The sequence below is a fragment of the Alteromonas sp. KUL42 genome, from assembly GCF_006538325.1.
Classification (GTDB): domain Bacteria; phylum Pseudomonadota; class Gammaproteobacteria; order Enterobacterales; family Alteromonadaceae; genus Alteromonas.
In genome coordinates, this window is sequence record NZ_BJKK01000002.1 from 158,958 (window position 1) to 179,444 (window position 20,487).

A 20,487-nucleotide genomic window follows, 5' to 3' on the forward strand; every position below is an offset into this window, starting at 1 on the left:
AGGCCATTATCAGGTTTGTCCTGGTAAAAAACGCCAAGGGCAAACTATGCTAAAACAACGAATAATAACTGCATTAATTTTGGCGCCTTTAGCGCTTTATGCCATTCTATTTTTACCCATTTTTTGGTTCGAAATTGCTATTTCGGGTGTCGTCGGTATTGGTGCTTATGAATGGGCCAATATGTCTGGGGTCAGTGAAAGACCTAAGAAATTAATGTATTTGGCCGGCGCCTTTTTAATTTGTATCTTGCTTTCATTTATTGTTGATACCTCGATGATCTGGTATCAAGGGCAACTCCACGGCTTGTATCGAGCTATTCTTACTGTCTCAGTATTTTGGTGGATTGCCTCACTTTTTATGGTGCTTGCATACCCTAAGTACACCAAGTTTTGGCGAGATAGCAAAGTTGTTCGTACAATATTTGGAGCGCTTACACTTATCCCCACTTGGGTTGCAGTTATTGCCCTTCGCACAAGTCTTCATGACGTAGATCCCTTTTATGGCGCGTCGCTCATTTTCTATGTTTTGGGTATTGTGTGGGCGGCAGACATTGGTGCTTTCTTTGTCGGTGTTAAATTTGGCCGTCACAAGCTGCGTCCAAACGTTTCCCCAGGTAAAAGCTTAGAAGGTTTACTTGGCGGAGTTGCTGCGTCTTTCGCCATCATTGCGTTTGCCGCATTGCATTATCAAGTGGAGCCTTCCCGTATTTGGTTACATTTAACCATCGGCGGAATTACTGTTGCGGTATCTGCGTTGGGTGACCTTAATGAAAGTATGCTAAAACGCTGTGCAGGTATTAAAGACAGTGGGAAGATCCTTCCCGGCCACGGCGGTGTGCTTGACCGTATCGATAGTCTTACGGCGGCATTCCCCATTTTTGCATTTTGTTATGTAACGTGGATGGCATAATGCAGACAGTTACTGTGCTTGGGGCAACTGGGTCGATTGGTTGCAACACCCTTGATGTTATCGGACGTCATCCAGAAAAATACCGTTTGTTCGCCATTACTGGCTACGGCCAACTTGAGTTGCTGATGGAGCAAGCGCAACAGTATGCACCTCGTTATGTGGTGGTTGCTGATGAAGCGCTATATGAAAAGGCCTGTGAATTAGCTCAGCAATATAAAGTTGATGCCGAAGTGTTGTGTGGCTCGCAAGCGTTACAAGATGTAGCAAGCGCACCTGAGGTTGATGCTGTCATGGCCGCCATTGTTGGCGCTGCCGGTTTGCTTCCTACATTGGCAGCGGTAAAGGCGGGTAAGCGGGTATTATTGGCGAACAAAGAAGCCTTGGTAATGTCCGGAGCACTGTTCATAGATGCTGCAAATCAAAGCGGTGCGAAGATTTTACCTATAGACAGTGAGCATAACGCGATTTTCCAGTGTTTACCCCAAGACTTCGTGTATGGTGACTTAGCGTCTTCCGGCATACATAAGATTCTACTGACTGGCTCTGGTGGGCCATTTAGAGAACGTGACTTAAGCACTTTTTCATCAATTACTATTGATGAGGCGAGTACTCACCCTAATTGGTCGATGGGTAGGAAAATAACTATAGATTCCGCCACAATGATGAATAAAGGGCTAGAGTTCATTGAAGCATGTTGGTTATTTGGTGCAAAGGCAGGCGATATCGAAGTGGTTGTACACCCACAGAGTATTATTCATTCAATGGTTCAATACATTGATGGCTCAGTGATTGCACAAATGGGCAACCCGGACATGCGCACGCCGATAGCATATGGCCTTGCACATCCTCAGCGCATTGACGCTGGTGTCTCACCACTCAACTTCTCTGATATAGTCAACTTTAGTTTTCAAACACCCTGCTTTACCCGATACCCCAATCTGAAGCTTGCAATTGATGCATGTAAAGACGGGCAGTGTGCAACAACGAGGCTAAATGCTGCAAATGAAATTGCGGTCGAACACTTTTTAGATGGTCGTATTCAATTCAATGATATTGCTCTAGTCAATGAGGCAGTATTAAACGCTTTGCCTTCGGTGACAGTAAATTCTATTCAGCAAATATTAGAGCAAGATAGCTTAGCCAGAGCAAAAGCTACTGACATTATTCGAGGTAAATTCTTGTGTTAGCCTTTTTTTGGAGTTTAGGGGCTTTTATCTTAGCTCTTGGCATTTTAGTTGCGGTACACGAATGGGGACACTTTTATGTTGCCCGCAGGTGTGGCGTACAAGTTGAACGGTTTTCTATTGGATTTGGAAAGCCAATATGGCGTAAAACAAGTCAATCAGGCACTGAGTATGTCATTGCAATGATTCCTCTTGGCGGTTATGTGCGTATGCTTGATGAACGCGTCGATAATGTACCGCCTGAATTAGCAGATAAAGCGTTTAACAATAAACCCGTTTTACAGCGTATGGCGGTAATCGCTGCTGGTCCTGGGGTGAACTTCATCTTTGCATTTTTCGCACTTTGGCTGATGTATTTAGTTGGCCTGGAAACCGTCAAGCCCGTGATTAAAGACGTGGAGCCTAATAGCATTGCTTCGCTTGCTGGGGTAGAAAGTGGTGATGAAATTGTTAAGATAGGTGCGCGTAGTACACCCGATTGGGAAGCGGTAAACTTAGAGCTTGTTTCAAATATAGGAACTGATACTGCTGCCATTACGGTGATAAATGCAGCCGGTGTTCAAAAAGAACTGACATTTACACTCAATTCTTGGAACTTTGACCCAGATAGCGAGTCTCCATTAAGCAGCTTGGGACTTACTCCGTTTAGACCTGACCCAACTTTACAGGTTGGCTTTGTAGGAGAGGGGAGTGCAGCACAACAAGCTGGGTTACAACCTGGTGATACGCTAATAGCACTTAATGGCGAAACGTTGTCTTCGTGGAATGCTTTAGTAGATGAAATTGTTGATAAACCTGGAGAAAGCATCACGCTTGAAATAGAAAGGGATGGACAACGACAGACACTACATGCCACGATAGCGCGCCGAGATACACCACAAGGGCAAAGTGGGTATTTGGGGGTCAGCCCAACGTTTGAACCATGGCCAGAGGGGTACGTGTTTACCCACCAATATGGCATTATTGAGGCTATTGGAAAGGCGCTAGATAAAACGTGGCGTCTTATGACATTAAGTATAGAGATGATCGGTAAGCTAATCACTGGTGATGTATCGGTGAAGAATTTAAGCGGCCCGATTTCAATTGCTCAAGGTGCAGGAACAAGTGCAGGTTATGGACTTGCCTATTTCTTGAGTTTTCTTGCCTTAATAAGCGTAAATTTAGGCATTATTAATTTATTACCCTTGCCCATGCTTGATGGTGGTCATCTCATGTTTTATACAGTTGAATGGCTTACAGGCAAACCTGTACCCGAAGTGGTGCAGGAATGGGGATACAGAATAGGCGGCGTGCTTTTGTTTACGATCATGGGTATTGCCATATTCAACGATATTGCGCGCATAGCCTGATGAAAATCAGGTAGTACAGAACAGCTAATATAAAAAACGCGGCTAGGAAAAGAAAAATAGATGAAGTTTAAACAGTTAGTAGCAGCCGGAGCCATACTTTCCAGTGCTAGCTTTGCCAACGCTGCGGTACAAGACAGTGAGTTTGTTGTAGAAGATATTCGAGTAGAAGGTCTTCAGCGTGTTGCATTAGGTGCAGCGTTAACTTATTTGCCTGTACAAGTTGGTGATGAGCTAAATACATTCAGGGTAACACAGCTAATTCGTTCGCTTTACTCGTCTACTCACTTTGAAAATGTAGAAATTCTTCGCGACGGTAACACACTAGTAGTAAGAGTGGCAGAGCGTCCAACAATCAGTAATATCATTTTCGAAGGCAATGATGATATAAAAGATGAACAACTACAGGATAGCTTGGATGGCAATGGTGTAAGAATTGGTGAGCCACTCGATAAGACCGTACTTACTTCTATTGAAAATGGCCTAAAAGATTTCTTCTACAGTATTGGTAAATACAATGCTGATGTTACCGCTATTATTACTCCACTGCCACGTAACCGCGTTGATCTAAAACTTCTTTTTGAAGAAGGTGATGCAGCGGAGATCGAGCAAATTAACATTGTTGGAAACAATATATTTTCTGACGAAGAGTTAATGGAAGCTTTTGAACTTCAGTTTGATACGCCTTGGTGGGATTTCTTATCTGAAACTCGCTATCAGCAACAAACGTTGCAAGGCGATATGGAAACGTTGCGTAATTTCTATTTAGACCGCGGTTACCTGCGTTTCAATGTTGACTCAACGCAAGTATCAATGACACCGGAAAAATCAGGTATCTACATTGCGATGAACGTCAGTGAAGGTGAACAATACACCATTTCTGATGTTGAGCTTGTCGGTGATGTACTAGGTCACGAAGAATATATTAATGCTGTATTACCGCTAACCTCAGGTGAGTTGTATAACCAAGCAGAAGTAACCTATACCGAAGAGTTTATTAGTAAATATCTCGGTAGATTTGGTTATGCCTACCCCACGGTTACCACGGTACCTGACATCAATGATGAAGATAAGACGGTTAAGCTGACGTTGTCAGTGGATCCAGGTAAACGTATCTACGTTAACCGAATTAAGTTCAATGGTAACGTGGTAACTGCAGATAGCGTATTGCGTCAAAACGTCAGCCAGATGGAAGGTACTTGGTTATCTAATGGCCATTTAGAATCGTCAAAGAACCAACTATCTCGCTTAACATATATGGAAGAAGTTGAGTTCGAGACCGTACGTATTCCTGGTTCTGAAGACAAAGTTGACGTTAACTTTAATGTTAAAGAGCAGCCTTCAGGGTCATTTAATGCGGGTATTGGTTATGGTGATAGAACTAAGCTCAGCCTACAGGCCGGTATACAACAAGATAACTTCTTGGGTACAGGTAAACGTGTAGGGCTTAACTTAAGTACTGTTTCGTATCAGCGCTCGGCGCAAATCTCTTATAACGACCCATATTTTACTATCGATGGTATCAGTTTGGGTGGAACCGTAGGTTATAGTGAATTTGACGGCTCTGATTTTAACGTTATTCAGTACAACTCAAAGAGATGGTCATTAGGTGCCAACATTGGTTACCCCATTAATGAGTTTAACCGAATTAATTTTGGTTTAACGTACAGTAATGTTGAGTTATATAACCGTGGCTATTACGAGCAAACAGAACAGTTTTATAATCAGTTTACCAATGGTGACGACCCTGATGCTGCCATCAAATATGACAGCTACTTGGCCAGTGTAAGTTGGAGTAGAAGTACATTAAACCGAGGCTTGTTCCCCACGGCAGGCTCATCACAACGCGCGTCATTTAGTATTACTACACCAAACTCAGATGTTAACTACTTCAAGACTGTTTTCGATGGCAAGTGGTACTTCCCATTGTCGCGCAACCAGCGTTGGTCATTCTTAGCACGTATGCGTTTAGGGTATGGTAACGGTTACGGTGATATCAACGGTAATGAGCAAATCCTGCCGTTTACTGAAAACTTCACGGCTGGTGGTTCTGACTCACTCAGAGGTTTTGAGAATAATACGGTTGGTCCTCGTGGTATTTTCTTAAGTAATACAGGAGCCATAGTTGGGCCGGATGGCGAACAATATCCAGTTGACCCTGAAAATGCGAATTTATCATGGTCAAATCGTAGCTTAGGCGGAAACGCGATGGCGTTAGGCGGTATTGAGCTAATAGTTCCTACGCCGTTTGTAGAGGAAGAAATGGATAACTCCGTTCGCACAAGTTTGTTTGTGGATGTGGGTAACGTATGGGATACTGAGTTCGATTATGATCGATATCGTCAGTTTAACTTAGCGCCAACACAACGCGGCGAGCTATTGGACTATTCTGATTGGAGCCTGTATCGTAGCTCGGCTGGTATATCGGTTCAGTGGGTATCACCGATGGGACCGATGGTATTTAGCTTCTCGAAAGCGATACAGCAACGCGATGGTGACGATGCGAGATTCTTCACATTTAATATCGGTCAAACATTCTAAATATAAAAGTAGGCAGAGCATTTCTCGCCTAATATAAGATGCAAAAAAGGAGTTCCTTTTGAAACAGATGGTTAAACATATCGTTGCTGGTGCAATGTTAGGTAGTGCTCTAGTTAGTACGTCAGTAATGGCTGAGCTAAAAAATCGCAGTTGTTGATGTTCAAGGTATTTTCCAAGCAATGCCACAAGCTGCTGAAATTCAAAACTCAATTCAAGCTGAGTTTAAAGATCAAATTGAAGAAGTGAATCAATTGCAGCGTGATGGTCAATTTTATGCAGAGCGTTTACAACGCGATGCAGCGACCATGAGCGATGCTGAAAAGAAAGAACTAGAACAAAAAATCTTAACAGTGCGCGAACAATTGGCACAAAAAGGCCAGCCGCTTCAGCAGAATATTCAACGTCGCAGCAATGAAGAACGCAATAAGTTACTAGGCTTAATTAAGCAATCTATCGATGCGGTTGCTGCAAAACAAGGTTATGACTTAGTGCTTAATGCAGGTGCAGTTGCATTTGCTAACGAAGAACACGACCTTTCTGAGAAAGTACTAGAACAAGTTAGCAAAACTAACTAATTCACTGCTCGGTGTTAACATCTTCAAGGAGTTAACGCTGCCCTTGAAGGTAGTGCAGTAAATATCTATCAGGCCAACTCCTAAAGGTGTTGGTCTGATTTGTTTTTTGCGCTTAACAGCGTATGGTTGCCGCCGTTTGTTTTTTTACGGTGAGTTTGACCATTCAAACCGATTAGAGATTGTTAGAAAAAGCGCTGAGCATAGCGGCGATGTGCATACACTCTATTTGGTTTGTTATAAACCAGTTGTAGGTCATGCTTGTATACAGGAGAAAGTTTTTGACCAATTCACTTAATACCATCGAAATTCAAGAAATCATGGATCTACTTCCACATAGGTATCCGTTCCTATTGGTTGATCGCGTAACTGATTATGTCCTAGGCGAGTCTATAAAGGCCTACAAAAACGTTACCATAAATGAGCCGTGTTTCACTGGGCACTTTCCCGGACAGCCAATTTTCCCTGGTGTGTTAATTCTTGAAGCAATGGCGCAAGCTGCGGGTGTTTTAGGTTTTAAAACAATGGGAAATAGCGATAAACTATACCTCTATGCAGGGATAGATAACGCGCGCTTTAAGCGCCCTGTTGTGCCAGGTGATCGTCTAGAGTTTGATGTTGCCTTAGTGAAAGAACGCAGAGGGATTTGGAAGTTTGCAGGTACTGCGAGTGTCGATGGCGATATAGCTTGCAGTGCAGAATTTATGTGTGCGATGAGAGAGATAGCATAACGTGATCCATCCTACTGCGGTAATTTCTGAAACAGCAACCATTGGTGAAAACGTTACTATTGGGCCATTTTGTATGGTCGATGATAACGTCACAATAGGTGATGGCTGTGTACTGAAATCACATGTGGTGGTACGCGGACCAACGCGTATCGGCAGAAACAACAAATTTTATCAATTTTCTTCTATTGGAGAAGATTGCCAAGACAAGAAATATGCAGGCGAGCCTACTGAATTAGTCATTGGTGATGATAACGAATTCAGAGAAGGTGTAACCGTTCACCGAGGCACAGTACAGGACAAAAGCATAACCATTATAGGTTCTCGTTGTTTGTTTATGGCCAATGCACATATTGCTCACGACTGTGTATTAGGTGATGACATCATCATTGCAAACAATGTTGCGGTGGCCGGGCATGTGCATATTGATGACTTTGTTATTGTAGGTGGTGCTGTGGGTATCCACCAATTTTGCAAAGTAGGTGCTCATGCGTTCCTCGGTGCTGGTGGCATTATTTTGCGCGATGTGCCTCCCTTTGTGATGGTTAGCGGTCAGAAAAATATACCACAAGGTATTAACTCTGAAGGCCTGAAGCGACGTGGGTTTGAAAAAGCTGAAGTCATGGCGATAAAGCGCGCGTATAAAGCTATTTACCGTGAAGGTAATACCTTAGATGAAGCCATGGAAAAACTGAAAGAGCCCGCTGAAGAGTACGCAGGTGTTGAGCGTATGTTGACCTTCCTGAAAACGGCTGAAAGGGGCATTATTCGTTAACTATGACTAAACCATTACGTATCGGCATGGTTGCCGGAGAGCCCTCTGGTGATGTACTTGCTGCTGGAATGGTTGCAGAGTTAAAGCGCCAATACCCCGATGCTATCATCGAAGGTATTGGCGGGCCTCATATGCAAGAAAATGGTTTTCATAGTTTGTTCGATATGGAAACCTTATCGGTGATGGGATTGGTTGAAGTTCTCTCCCATCTGCCGGCAATTTTAAAAGTTAAAAAACAGCTATTAGCGCATTTCGAACAAAACCCTCCGGATATCTTTGTTGGTATTGATGCGCCTGACTTTAACTTACGTGTTGAAAAAGCACTAAAAGCTAAAGGGATTAAAACGATTCATTATGTCAGCCCAACGGTTTGGGCTTGGCGTGAAAAACGAATTCATAAAATCGCCAAAGCCACCAATCGCGTTTTGGGGCTATTTCCTTTTGAACAGCAGGTGTACGACAAGTATCAAGTGCCTTACACTTTTGTTGGCCATACCATGGCAGATGCCATCGATTTTGAACCAGACCAGCTGGCGGCCAGAACGTCCCTTGGGCTTAGTGCCGATACACCTGTACTTGCGGTACTACCGGGTTCAAGGCGAGGTGAAGTAGAAGCACTGTTGCCTGTATTTTTAAAAACCATAGAAGCCATCCACAAGAAACGGCAGGATATTGTTTTTGTTATCCCTGCTGCGAATGAACATCGCTTTCTTCAAATTCAGGAAAAGTTGAAGGCATTTGACGATGCTGCTTCGCGTTTACCCATAAAAATTACACAAGGAACGGCGAGGGAAGCCATGATTGCCAGTGATGTCATTTTACTGGCGTCGGGCACAGCGACGCTTGAAGCTATGTTGTGTAAGCGCCCAATGGTGGCCGCGTATAAACTTGCCCCAATAACCTATAAAATAATGCAGCGTATCTATAAAGCACCATTCTTCACATTGCCGAATCTATTGGCAAACGAAGCCATTATTCCTGAGCTGCTGCAAGACGACGTTAATGCAGAGAATATGAGCAATAAACTGCTTAACTTCTTCGAAAGTGACAATTCTGCCCTTATTTCCCGTTTCACCGACCTCCACCATACGCTAAAATGCAATGCTGATAAAACAGCTGCAAAAGCCGTCGTGGAGGAATTGTTTGTATAAGTTAATTGCTGGTGTAGATGAAGTAGGTCGCGGCCCATTGGTGGGTGATGTTGTTACTGCTGCGGTTATTCTTGACCCTGCCAATCCCATAGAAGGTCTAACAGACTCTAAAAAACTCAGCGAGAAAAAGCGCGAAGCCCTCTCTCAAGAAATCAAAGAGAAAGCACTTTATTGGCATATTGGACGAGCCACCCCTGAAGAAATAGATAAGCTCAATATATTACACGCAACTATGTTAGCCATGACGCGTGCAGTGGAAGGTTTGGCGGTGACGCCTGATTTTGTGCGTGTCGATGGTAATCGTCTTCCTGCATGGAACTTCGCTGCAGAAGCTGTGGTAAAAGGCGATAGCTTACATGCTGAGATTTCCGCTGCATCTATCATTGCCAAAGTAGAGCGTGACAATGATATGCTTGTTCTACATGAAGCCTATCCGCAATACAATTTTGCCGCACATAAAGGTTATCCAACGAAAGCACATTTTGAAGCCATCGCTGAATTTGGTGTGTTAGATTGCTATCGTAAGAGTTTCAAACCGGTTAAAGCGTTACTTGAAGAGAAATAACATCATGTCATCGCCCTTTATTCATTTACGTGTACACAGTGACTTCTCAATGATGGACGGCCTAAATAAGGTCAAGCCCATTTTAGGAAAGGTCGCTGATTTAGGCATGCCAGCGGTAGCCATAACCGACCAAATGAATATGTGTGGTTTGGTAAAGTTTTATTCTGAAGCACATAACTTAGGAATAAAGCCCATCATTGGTACCGATTTTTGGGTGACCAATGAGATATTTGGTGATGAACCTTTTCGATTGACCTTACTGGCTATGAATAATGAAGGATATAAGAATATTACTATTCTTATATCTAAGGCGTATCTTCGTGGGCACTTGTCTCACCGAGCAGTTATAGATCAAGCGTGGCTAGCAGAGCACAGTGAAGGCGTTATTGTACTGTCTGGTGCTCAGCATGGGGATATCGGCGTTGGTCTAATGAAAAATAACGCCAAAATTCTAGACAGTGCATTAGCATTTTATAAAGCACATTTTCCTGACCGTTTTTATCTTGAATTAATTCGTACTGGCAGACAAGGTGAAGAAGACTATCTTCATCTCGCAGTCAATTTAGCTGAACAACACGAGTTGCCAGTTGTAGCGACTAACGAGGTGTGTTTCATCAGTCAAGAAGGCTTCGATGCACATGAAATTCGCGTGTGTATCCACGATGGCTACACCTTAGACGATAATCGTCGGCCAAAACGTTACAGTGATCAGCAGTATCTTCGCACGGCAGAAGAAATGGTTGAGTTGTTTAGCGATATTCCCGAGGCCATAGAAAACACCGTTGAAATTGCCAAGCGTTGTAATGTCACGGTACGTTTGCACGAATACTTTTTACCTCAATTTCCCACAGGGGGAATGACCACTGAAGACTTCCTCGTTAAAGTGTCACAAGAGGGATTAGAAGAGCGTCTGGTATTCCTTTTTCCCGACGAGCAAGTGCGCCAAGAAAAGCGCCCTGAATACGATGACCGTTTACGGATTGAACTTGAAGTTATTAACCAGATGGGGTTCCCAGGTTACTTTCTTATCGTAATGGAGTTCATCCAGTGGAGTAAGGACAACGGTATTCCTGTTGGACCTGGTCGTGGTTCCGGTGCGGGCTCGCTAGTTGCTTACGCGCTTAAGATCACCGATTTGGATCCGCTAGAGTTTGATCTGCTTTTCGAACGATTCTTAAACCCAGAACGTGTATCCATGCCCGATTTTGACGTCGACTTCTGTATGGATAGACGAGATGAGGTAATTGACCACGTTGCAGAGCTATACGGTCGTCAGGCGGTATCGCAAATTATCACCTTTGGTACTATGGCGGCGAAAGCGGTTGTACGAGATGTAGGGCGTGTTCTTGGTCACCCTTATGGTTTTGTCGATAGAATTTCGAAGCTTATTCCACCTGACCCTGGCATGACGCTAGAAAAAGCATTTAAAGCCGAACCGCAATTACCCGAAGTATACGACAGTGATGAAGAGGTTAAAGATCTCATTGACATGGCGCGCATACTTGAAGGGGTGACGCGTAACGCCGGTAAGCATGCTGGTGGTGTGGTAATTGCTCCCACGTCTATTACTGACTTCTCGCCACTGTATTGCGATGATGAAGGTAAAAACCCTGTTACCCAATTCGATAAAAACGATGTAGAAACGGCAGGCTTGGTTAAGTTCGACTTCTTGGGGCTTCGCACGCTGACCATTATTCAGTGGGCGATTGACATGATCAAGGAAGGTAAAAATATCGATGTTGATATTAGTGCCATTCCTCTTGAAGACGGTAAAAGCTTTAAGACATTACAAAATGCAGAAACTACGGCAGTATTCCAGCTAGAATCCCGCGGTATGAAGGAGCTGATAAAGCGCCTTAAGCCAGACTGTTTTGAAGACATCATCGCATTGGTAGCGCTTTTCCGTCCAGGTCCACTGCAGTCGGGCATGGTAGATAACTTTATTGACCGAAAGCACGGACGAGAAGAAATATCTTACCCTGATGCAGAATACCAACACGAATGTCTTAAAGAAATTCTAGAACCAACCTATGGCATTATTTTGTACCAAGAACAGGTAATGCAGATAGCCCAAGAAATGGCGGGCTATTCACTCGGTGGTGCTGACTTACTTCGCCGTGCAATGGGTAAGAAAAAGCCTGAAGAGATGGCCAAGCAGCGCGGTACTTTTGCCGATGGTGCCAAAGGGAATAACATAGACCCTGACTTGGCGATGAAAATTTTCGACTTGGTGGAAAAATTCGCTGGTTACGGGTTTAACAAATCTCACTCAGCAGCCTATGCATTGGTGTCTTATCAAACACTGTGGCTTAAAGTGCATTACCCAGCCGAATTTATGGCTGCGGTAATGTCGGCGGATATGGACAACACCGATAAAATAGTGACCTTGGTGGATGAATGCGACCGCATGGGTATTGAGATCCTTCCTCCAGATTTGAATGCTGGTAAATACAAGTTCACCGTTGATAGTGAAGGGCGCATAGTTTACGGCATCGGTGCTATTAAAGGGGTGGGTGAAGGACCAATTGAGGCCATCATCGAAGCCCGTGAAACCCAAGGTCAGTTCAAAGACTTATTCGACTTTTGCGCTAAGATAGATATTAAACGGGTAAATAAAAGAGTACTAGAGAAGTTAGTTCTCGCTGGTGCAATGGATAATTTAGGTCCGCATCGCGCAACGCTTATGGCAACATTGCCAGAAGCCTTAGCCGCCGCAGGGCAACACGCAAAAGCAGAGTCATTTGGTCAATCTGATATGTTCGGGCTATTGACAACCGAGCCTGAAGAAGTAGAACAAGCATTTGCTGATGTGCCTCAGTGGCCGGAAAAAGTGTGGTTGGAAGGCGAAAAAGATACGCTTGGTTTGTATCTTACAGGGCATCCCATTAATCAATATGCCGATGAGCTTCGTCATTATACCGATGGTCGACTGGTTGACTTAAAACCAACGGGTAAGGATCAAATGGCTAATGCTGTTGGGTTGGTACTTGGGGTTCGAGTAATGACCAACAAGCGTGGGCGTCGTTGGGCAATAGTGACACTGGACGATAAGAGTGCCAGAATAGACGTGCGATTTTTCCCAGATATGTACGAACAGTTCGAAAGTGTGCTTGAAAATGACAGAATATTGCTCATAAAGGGACAGGTCAGCTTTGATGATTTCTCTGGGGGCAATACAATCACCGCCCGTGATGTAATGGACATTGTTCAGGCACGAGAGAAAAATGCGAGAGCGCTGGCACTTAATATTGATACCCAGCTGCTCGAATCAAAGAAAATGAGTCAAATGCAATCTATCTTGCAGGCTTTTAATGGTGGAAGTTGTCCAGTTCAGTTAGTTGTGACCCATCCCGATGCGGAAGCTACATTAGCGTGCGGGGCGAGGTGGTATGTCACTCCTGAAGATCAACTTTTGCACGACCTCAAACAGTGTTTGGGAGATAAAGCCGTTTCAATTCTCTATCATTAAAGGGTAGAGTTCGATAGATTGGACATTTCGCGTTTGCAAAGACGAGCGTAGTAAGAATAGGACATGAAATGAGTATACAGTTTTTGGACTTTGAGCAGCCAATAGCCGAACTAGAAGCAAAAATTGAAGAGCTTAGGTTGGTCAATCAAGGTGGCGAATTTGATGTAGGCATTGAAGAAGAAATTAACAAGCTACGCGGAAAAAGTGGCGAGTTAACCAAGAAGATTTTTTCTGACTTAGGTGCGTGGCAGGTATCTCAACTTGCTCGTCACCCAATGCGTCCTTACACGTTGGATTATATTCCACGTATTTTTACTGAATTTGACGAGCTGGCTGGCGATCGCGCTTTTGCTGATGACAAAGCGATTGTGGGTGGTCCTGCATTGCTAGACGACCAGCCGGTTATGGTTATTGGTCATCAAAAAGGACGTGATACCAACGAAAAAATCAAACGTAATTTCGGCATGCCTAAACCTGAAGGCTACCGCAAAGCGTTGCGTTTGATGAAAATGGCAGAACGATTCAACCTTCCCATTATTACGTTCATCGACACACCGGGAGCTTATCCTGGCGTTGGCGCGGAAGAGCGTGGGCAAAGTGAAGCCATTGCAAAGAACTTATTTGAAATGGCCGAGTTGACTGTACCTATTGTTTGTACCGTTATTGGTGAAGGTGGTTCTGGTGGCGCGTTGGCAATTGGTGTTGGCGATCGCGTTAACATGCTTCAATATTCAACTTACTCTGTCATATCGCCAGAAGGCTGTGCGTCAATTTTGTGGAAAAGTGCAGAAAAAGCACCATTAGCGGCAGAAGCTATGGGTGTAAGTGCTCCACAAATTAAAGAACTTGGGCTGATTAATAGTATTGTTGAAGAACCACTAGGCGGTGCGCATCGCGACCACAATGGCATGGCGGCTAACTTAAAAGCGGTTATCAAGCAGCAACTAAACCAACTTAAAGAACTCGACAAAACCAAACTCATGGAAGAACGCTATCAGCGTCTAATGTCATTCGGTTATTGCTGATAGTATTGCTTAATAATGTTGGTTAAGTGCAACCTAAGTAAAAAGCTCCTAAAAAATTTATGAAGGTAAGTTGATACGTGGCAAGTCAAACAATGTCGGTGAGTGACCATATTGTACAGTGCCTTGCCCGTTCCCTCAGCGATGCCAACTTGTCTAGAAAGACGCCACTTGTTGTAGCATACAGCGGTGGCGTTGATTCCTCCGTACTTCTTCACGCTGTAAGCATTTTTCGAGAGCACTTCCATTGCCCTATACATGCGGTACATGTCCATCATGGTCTAAGTGCTAATGCCGATGCTTGGGCGCGCCATTGTGAGTTGCAATGCAGGTTGTATGACATTGATTTTCATTTGTTCAAGGTACAGGTTGACCAAAGTGCCAGAAAAAGTATTGAAGCCGAAGCGCGCAAGGTGCGTTATAAGGCGTTACTTGAAGTCACCCAACAGGTTGATGGGGCACTGCTCCTTGGTCAACACGCTGAAGATCAATTGGAAACCGTACTTTTGCAACTAAAGCGAGGGGCTGGCCCGCAAGGTTTATCAGGTATGGGAGAATCTCAATTTCGCCAAGGAACCCTTGTGCTACGTCCCATGTTGGCGCTGCAAAAGAAAGAAATAGTCGCTTTTGCTCAGCAAGAAGCACTACAGTGGGTAGAGGATGAGTCTAATACACAAAATAGCTTTGACAGAAACTTTCTTCGCAATGAAGTAATTCCTGGGTTACTTTCTCGTTGGCCTCAACTAACGAAAACGGTAGGGCGTAGTGCCAACTTATGTGCTGAGCAAACGCAATTAGTAAACGAGACCGCTCATACCCATCTTAAGACGTGTATGCGCTCACCACATCAACTCAGTGGCAGTGTGTTAGATAAACTTTCAAGTGCTTGGCAGGCCATGGTGATAAGAGCGTGGTTTACGCAAAATGGCGAGCTTGTCCCGTCTAAATCTCAAACCGATGAAATATTGTCTATGCTTCATGCTAAGCATGATGCCACGCCAGAAGTGCGTTTCAAGTGGGGCAAGGTAGCGCGCTTTGACGGCGATTTCTATTGGGTTATTAAGCCTACCTGTAGCCCAGTAAGTAGCATGGTTATACCACACGGTGAAGTGGTTGAATTACCGTGGCTGGACGGTGGAATTCGGATTAGTTTTGACAGTAGTACCATTATTGAAAACAGCAAAAGCGATAAAAATATCGAGCGTACAAAAAGTAATGCGATTTCACTTAAAACGAATGTACGAAACCTAAAGGTAAAGCCGGAAAACGCGCAAGTTTCAAAGACGCTGAAAGACTGGTTTAAAGTTTGGCGAATTCCTTTGTGGGAAAGAGAAAAAGTACCAGTGATTTTGCTAGAGGGGCATCCGGTAGCGATGATTTTAAATAACGAACCTGTTTACTTTTTGCCTCGAGTAACTGGCTTAAACGTCGAATTTTTTAGCCAATAAATATAAGAATAGGCGGCACGTTATTGCCGCCTATTTGTTTGTATAGATAGTAAACCTTTTTCCTCTACCTTTAAGCTGCTCTGTAGTTGTTCTTCCCAGAATTTTTTACACTGTAAAGCGCGATATCTGCACGGTCGAATATTGATGTTGCAGAATCATCTTCACGGTATATTGTACCACCTAAGCTGCAAGAGACGCCTAATTTCGCTAAGTAGTTAGAATTGTTGATACTTAATTGTATACGCTGCGCAGCGCAAGCGAGTTGCTGTGGTGTATGGCAATCCAAAATGCAACAAAATTCATCACCACCAAAACGGAAAGCTTCGTCTTCTTCACGTAAAACGTTGGTTAAGTGTGACGCAACGTGGATGAGTACTTTATCACCTTCACTGTGACCAAAGCTGTCATTCACATGTTTGAAGTTATCTAAGTCAATTATTAATAGCGCAAACTTTTCACCATGACGTTGAGCCCAGCTCAATTGGCGATTGATACACTGTTCAAAGCCAGCTCTATTACCCAACCCTGTGAGCCCGTCTTTCGTTGCCATCTGCTCTAAACGCATTAATGTAAGTGCGTGCTTTACTTGTTTTCCAAATAAATCATGGAGTTGAAAGAGGGTTTCCCGTTGCGACATCGACAGTGGTGAACTAATGTAATAGTAAGCATGGGCTTGTTCACCACTGCTTGAGGCAGCACCTTGTAGTGGTAAGTCTATCAAAGTTGACGATATTTTTGCGTTGCCATAAACCCATCGAGAATCGAAGTCAGATATGCTAAAACCGACTACAGGTAACAGCATATTAAGCTGTTGAAAATACAGCGCCCCAAGCTCTTGTAATTCAAGAGTAGAGAGCAGCTGTTTTACAAAGCTTGACAATTCACTGATGGAAAGTGACTTGCCTGCACTTTCTGCAGGGTAAAAATTGTCGTTGTGTGTGCTATCGTAGACAGATGTTGTGAAATCCACGGTAATACCCCTGTGCGATTGTGTATTGGTATGCAAAGAATAATTCGTCAAAGCCCTGACATTCCTGGTACCACTCACCGTAACTATTACGTGTAAAGAGAGGGTTTCAGTGGCAATTTTTGCCTAATTTGCATCGTTATTTGAGTATTTGCAAAGACGATGCCAACTGTTTTTTTGACACGTTATTTGAGAATTAGAACGATAGGTGGTTGAGGGAAAAATTAAAAAGTATAGTAATAATGATACAGTGATAAAAGAATAGAACTTTGAATTTTAAAGAAATATTACACGGTATTTATCTGAGTAGTGACCGGAGGTGGTGTGGGAACGAGCTTTCTTAATATTATTTTACTGATGTTTATTTCAGTGTGCGCTGTCGCATTATTTAAAAGGGCGCATTTACCTCCTATCTTGGCATACCTCTTTGCCGGAATTTTGGCAGGCCCTCAATTACTTTCTATTTTCGCACACCCTGAAGAAATGCATCTACTTGCTGAGGTAGGTATTGTTTTTCTCTTATTTTCTCTTGGGCTCGAATTCTCACTTCCTAAATTACTAGCTATGCGCTCTTTGGTGTTTGGCGTTGGTCTTGGTCAAATGATACTTACCACAGCTATATTTACCAGCGTACCTTATTTCTTCGGCATCGATTTAAGTGCTTCCATTATTATTGGCGGCACCCTTGCTTTAAGCTCAACAGCCATCGTTATTAAGCAGGCAACAGAGATGGGTATTCTTAATAATCGGCGTACACAGCTGGCGGTGAGTATCTTACTTTTTCAAGACCTTGCGGTAGTCCCTTTTCTTATTGCTATTCCACTTCTTGCGCAAACCGGTGAAGTCAGTATTGCTTTAGCGCTTGGTGAAGCCTTGTTAAAAGGTGTGTTTGTTATCGCATTTCTAATGTCTGTTGGTAAGTGGTTACTACCATGGGTATTTAGAGAAGTCGCAAGAACAAGAACAGATGAACTCTTTGTGTTGACCACTATATTAATAGCGTTACTTGCCGGTGGATTAACTTATTATTTCGGCTTATCGATGGCCTTAGGAGCATTTTTAGCCGGCATGATGCTTGGTGAAAGCCAGTACAAATATCAACTAGAAGCAGATATTCGCCCTTTCAGAGATATATTGATGGGATTGTTCTTTGTTACCGTTGGCATGCAATTAGAGCTTACGGTGTTATGGAATAACCTGCTAGGTATTGTCGTGGGCGTTTTAGTCTTGATGGTGACAAAGGTGGTGTTGGTGAGGTTGGCATCAATGTTAGTAAAAACTGACGCAATTGATGGTTGGTCTGCTGGCGTTAAGTTATGCCAAATTGGCGAATTTAGTTTTGTTATCGCTGCGCTCGCCACAACGCACGGTGTACTAACATCAGAGCAATCTTCGTTGATTGTGTGCATGGGGGTCATCAGTATGGCTTTAACCCCCTGGTTAATGAACAACAGTGTGGTTATTGCCAAAAGAATTGTAAATAATGAACTTCCCGTTGAAGAGAATGAACTCTCTGTAATAAGTGGTAGTTTGTCTAATCATGTGATTATTTGTGGTTTTGGGCGGGTAGGGCAGTCAGTTGCCCGTATGCTTAAAATGGAAGGGATCCATTTTGTCGCTGTTGATATGGACCCCGTGCGGGTTCACGAAAGTCGCAACGCTGGTGAACCCATTATTTTTGGCGATGCCAGTCAAAAAGATATTCTAGTAAGCGCCAATGTTGAGAAGGCGAAGCTTGTGTTAGTTACCTTTGACCAAGTTGATAAGGCCAAACAGGTTATTACGCAAACCCGAACACTCAGCGACAGCATTGATGTTATGGTCAGAACTAAGCGAGATTATCAACTCGACAGCTTATACAATGCTGGCGCTAATCAAGTTGTACCTGAGCTGCAAGAAGGGAGCTTAATGCTAGTATCACAGGTGCTGCATTACGCAGGTGTTCCAATGTCTCGCATTTTAAAACGCGTGCGAGCTGAAAGAAAAGGGCGCTACGACCACATGCACGGTTTTTACCCTGGTGAAACGACGGAGATATCCTACGGTACAGAAGATAAACTGGAATTTATACATGCCGTAGTATTATCGGAACACGCCTCATGCCTAGGAAAAACAATTAACGATATCGATTTAGAGAGAATGCGGGTGAAGGTTAAGGGGTTGAGAAGGGACGGCAAAGAAGTTAAAGATCCTGATAAAGACGCAACACTTCAGGCTCACGATGTATTGGTGATTGCCGGTAAACCGCGAAGGGTCGAGCGAGCCGAGCGAAAACTATTAGAAGGTGTTTAGGCGCTCTATTAAAAACCAAACTTGCAAAAACTGAACCTGCCATAACTTAAAGGCAATCGTATAGAAAGGCAAAAGGCCTCAATTTAGAAGATACCCTAATCTGACAGCGACACCAGAAAAAAGCGGTGTACTGTCAGAGCAAGTCTGCGCTAGTGTAATTTAGGCAACGCGGTCTTTTTCTAAGTCAGCAAATTGCTTTTTCAGATCATAGCGCTCGTCAGTGACAATTTTCTCTAGCACTGACACGCGTTCTTTAAGTTCAGCAATTTCCGTTTTATAGGCGTCAGTTTCTTTGTTTGTTAACTTTTTTCTACTTTTGTCTTTTGCACTGTCAATAATTGTAACGAGTGCCCAGGCACAAATGGCAACAATAGCAACGGCGGTCATATTCACGGCGATATCCCTCACAAATGGCGTTGTTAAAAGAGTGTAGATGAAACAACGGTAATTTACCTGTTTGTTCTGTTTTTCTACTAACTACTATATCCCTTTTGTTACTATAACGAAGTTAGCTGCAACTTCTAATAATTAAGTGTAACCAAACTTACAAAGTAAGTGGGATTATAATGATGGATTGCAAGTACGTTGCCAAGTGACAAAAGTCACTATTTTATAAGGAGTTAATGTTCATTTTATTGTTTTCCCTTTTAAGTTTTAACTAAATTAACCACTGTAATTAGCGATATTGACGAATGAGTAATGAAAATAGTCAACGAATCTTGGAAGCATCTCAAACTGTGCTTGCACCTGAGAATGATGGAGTTGACGCTTATAATGAGCGTGATGTGTTCTGGATGCAGCACGCCTTGGCATTGGCAGATAAGGCAGAAGCATTGGGTGAAGTACCTGTTGGCGCTTGTGTTGTCGTTGACGACAAAGTGATTGGAGAAGGGTGGAATACGCCCATTTTAGATCATGATCCTTCTGCACACGCTGAATTGCGCGCAATACGAGAAGCAGCTAACTTTGTAAAGAATTACCGCGTTATTGATGCAACACTGTACGTTACGCTAGAGCCCTGTTCGATGTGCGCAGGAATGCTCGTGCATGCGCGAGTCAAGCGGGTTGTATTTGGCGCATGGGACGCGAAAACAGGTGCAGCGGGTTCGGTAATGAATTTGTTGCAACATCCTGCGCTTAATCATCAAACCGAGATTGTCTCTGGGGTCTTGGCTGATGAGTGTGCTGAAAAGTTATCTAACTTTTTTAAGAAGCGCAGGAAAGAAATAAAAGCCGCTAAAAAAGCGAAAAACCTTGATGAAGGTAATTAGCGAGGGAATTGATATTGCGGTTAGCAGGGAACGTTCACAGGCTGAGTGAATATATCATTGCTCATAAACTGTTTTCTGCGTTGGAGTACTTTTTGGTGGCAACGTTTTAACATCATTCTGCGTCTATTATTATTTTTCAATTTTGTTCCTTTTCTCATAAATCTGTTTTTTTTCATTTACTCTCCTTTGTTGTTTTCAATTGAAGACAGGTTGAGTTAAACAAAGGTTGTGCTGTTGTGCAGTTTT

The 20,487-nt window shown here is 43.4% G+C and carries 15 protein-coding genes and 1 pseudogene; 14 read left to right on the plus strand and 2 right to left on the minus strand.

The annotated features are described in order from the left end of the window. Positions 1-46 precede the first annotated feature (46 nt). From EYR97_RS03525 to tilS, 12 genes and pseudogenes are all read left to right on the plus strand, one after another. Positions 47-910, plus strand: a complete 864-nt coding sequence (locus EYR97_RS03525; protein ID WP_131092452.1) for a phosphatidate cytidylyltransferase — start codon at positions 47-49, stop codon at positions 908-910. Beyond that, positions 910-2,097 (plus strand): 1-deoxy-D-xylulose-5-phosphate reductoisomerase, encoded by a 1,188-nt coding sequence (gene ispC, locus EYR97_RS03530; protein ID WP_131092453.1) that lies wholly within the window; start codon positions 910-912, stop codon positions 2,095-2,097. Before EYR97_RS03525 ends, ispC begins: the two co-directional genes overlap by 1 nt. Continuing rightward, positions 2,091-3,443, plus strand: a complete 1,353-nt coding sequence (gene rseP / locus EYR97_RS03535; RefSeq protein ID WP_131092454.1) for a sigma E protease regulator RseP — start codon at positions 2,091-2,093, stop codon at positions 3,441-3,443. The genes ispC and rseP overlap by 7 nt, the downstream gene beginning before the upstream one ends. A gap of 60 nt (positions 3,444-3,503) precedes the next feature. Then, a complete protein-coding gene (gene bamA / locus EYR97_RS03540; RefSeq protein ID WP_131092455.1) occupies positions 3,504-5,981 on the plus strand; it encodes an outer membrane protein assembly factor BamA in 2,478 nt (825 codons plus the stop codon). A 58-nt stretch (positions 5,982-6,039) separates the two neighbouring features. Next, positions 6,040-6,556, plus strand: a pseudogene (locus tag EYR97_RS03545) (OmpH family outer membrane protein). Positions 6,557-6,834: 278 nt separating this feature from the next. Then, positions 6,835-7,284, plus strand: a complete 450-nt coding sequence (gene fabZ / locus EYR97_RS03550) for a 3-hydroxyacyl-ACP dehydratase FabZ (RefSeq protein WP_131092456.1) — start codon at positions 6,835-6,837, stop codon at positions 7,282-7,284. Between the two features lies 1 nt (position 7,285). Beyond that, positions 7,286-8,056 carry an acyl-ACP--UDP-N-acetylglucosamine O-acyltransferase gene (lpxA, locus tag EYR97_RS03555; protein WP_131092457.1) on the plus strand — a complete coding sequence of 257 codons (771 nt, stop codon included), beginning with the start codon at positions 7,286-7,288 and terminating at the stop codon, positions 8,054-8,056. A gap of 2 nt (positions 8,057-8,058) precedes the next feature. After that, positions 8,059-9,207, plus strand: coding sequence for a lipid-A-disaccharide synthase (gene lpxB / locus EYR97_RS03560; RefSeq protein WP_131092458.1), 1,149 nt, complete (start codon positions 8,059-8,061; stop codon positions 9,205-9,207). Beyond that, positions 9,158-9,772, plus strand: coding sequence for a ribonuclease HII (gene rnhB, locus EYR97_RS03565; protein ID WP_131092459.1), 615 nt, complete (start codon positions 9,158-9,160; stop codon positions 9,770-9,772). Before lpxB ends, rnhB begins: the two co-directional genes overlap by 50 nt. 4 nt (positions 9,773-9,776) lie before the next feature. Then, a complete protein-coding gene (gene dnaE / locus EYR97_RS03570) occupies positions 9,777-13,241 on the plus strand; it encodes a DNA polymerase III subunit alpha (RefSeq protein WP_131092460.1) in 3,465 nt (1,154 codons plus the stop codon). A gap of 68 nt (positions 13,242-13,309) precedes the next feature. Next, positions 13,310-14,266 (plus strand): acetyl-CoA carboxylase carboxyl transferase subunit alpha, encoded by a 957-nt coding sequence (gene accA, locus EYR97_RS03575; RefSeq protein WP_131092461.1) that lies wholly within the window; start codon positions 13,310-13,312, stop codon positions 14,264-14,266. A 77-nt stretch (positions 14,267-14,343) separates the two neighbouring features. Then, entirely contained in the window at positions 14,344-15,711 is a 1,368-nt protein-coding gene (gene tilS / locus EYR97_RS03580; RefSeq protein WP_242634885.1) for a tRNA lysidine(34) synthetase TilS, read from the plus strand. A gap of 70 nt (positions 15,712-15,781) precedes the next feature. Here tilS and EYR97_RS03585 read toward each other — a convergent pair whose 3' ends face one another. Continuing rightward, entirely contained in the window at positions 15,782-16,681 is a 900-nt protein-coding gene (locus EYR97_RS03585) for a GGDEF domain-containing protein (protein ID WP_131092462.1), read from the minus strand. Positions 16,682-17,002: 321 nt separating this feature from the next. Here EYR97_RS03585 and EYR97_RS03590 point away from each other — a divergent pair, with 321 nt between their 5' ends. Then, positions 17,003-18,970 (plus strand): cation:proton antiporter, encoded by a 1,968-nt coding sequence (locus EYR97_RS03590; RefSeq protein WP_131092463.1) that lies wholly within the window; start codon positions 17,003-17,005, stop codon positions 18,968-18,970. A 159-nt stretch (positions 18,971-19,129) separates the two neighbouring features. Here the strand turns inward: EYR97_RS03590 and EYR97_RS03595 are convergent, their stop codons facing one another. Further along, complete coding sequence (locus EYR97_RS03595) at positions 19,130-19,357, minus strand: hypothetical protein (RefSeq protein ID WP_131092766.1); 228 nt, start codon at positions 19,355-19,357, stop codon at positions 19,130-19,132. A 305-nt stretch (positions 19,358-19,662) separates the two neighbouring features. Here EYR97_RS03595 and tadA point away from each other — a divergent pair, with 305 nt between their 5' ends. After that, positions 19,663-20,241, plus strand: coding sequence for a tRNA adenosine(34) deaminase TadA (tadA, locus tag EYR97_RS03600; RefSeq protein WP_131092464.1), 579 nt, complete (start codon positions 19,663-19,665; stop codon positions 20,239-20,241). Positions 20,242-20,487: the final 246 nt, after the last annotated feature.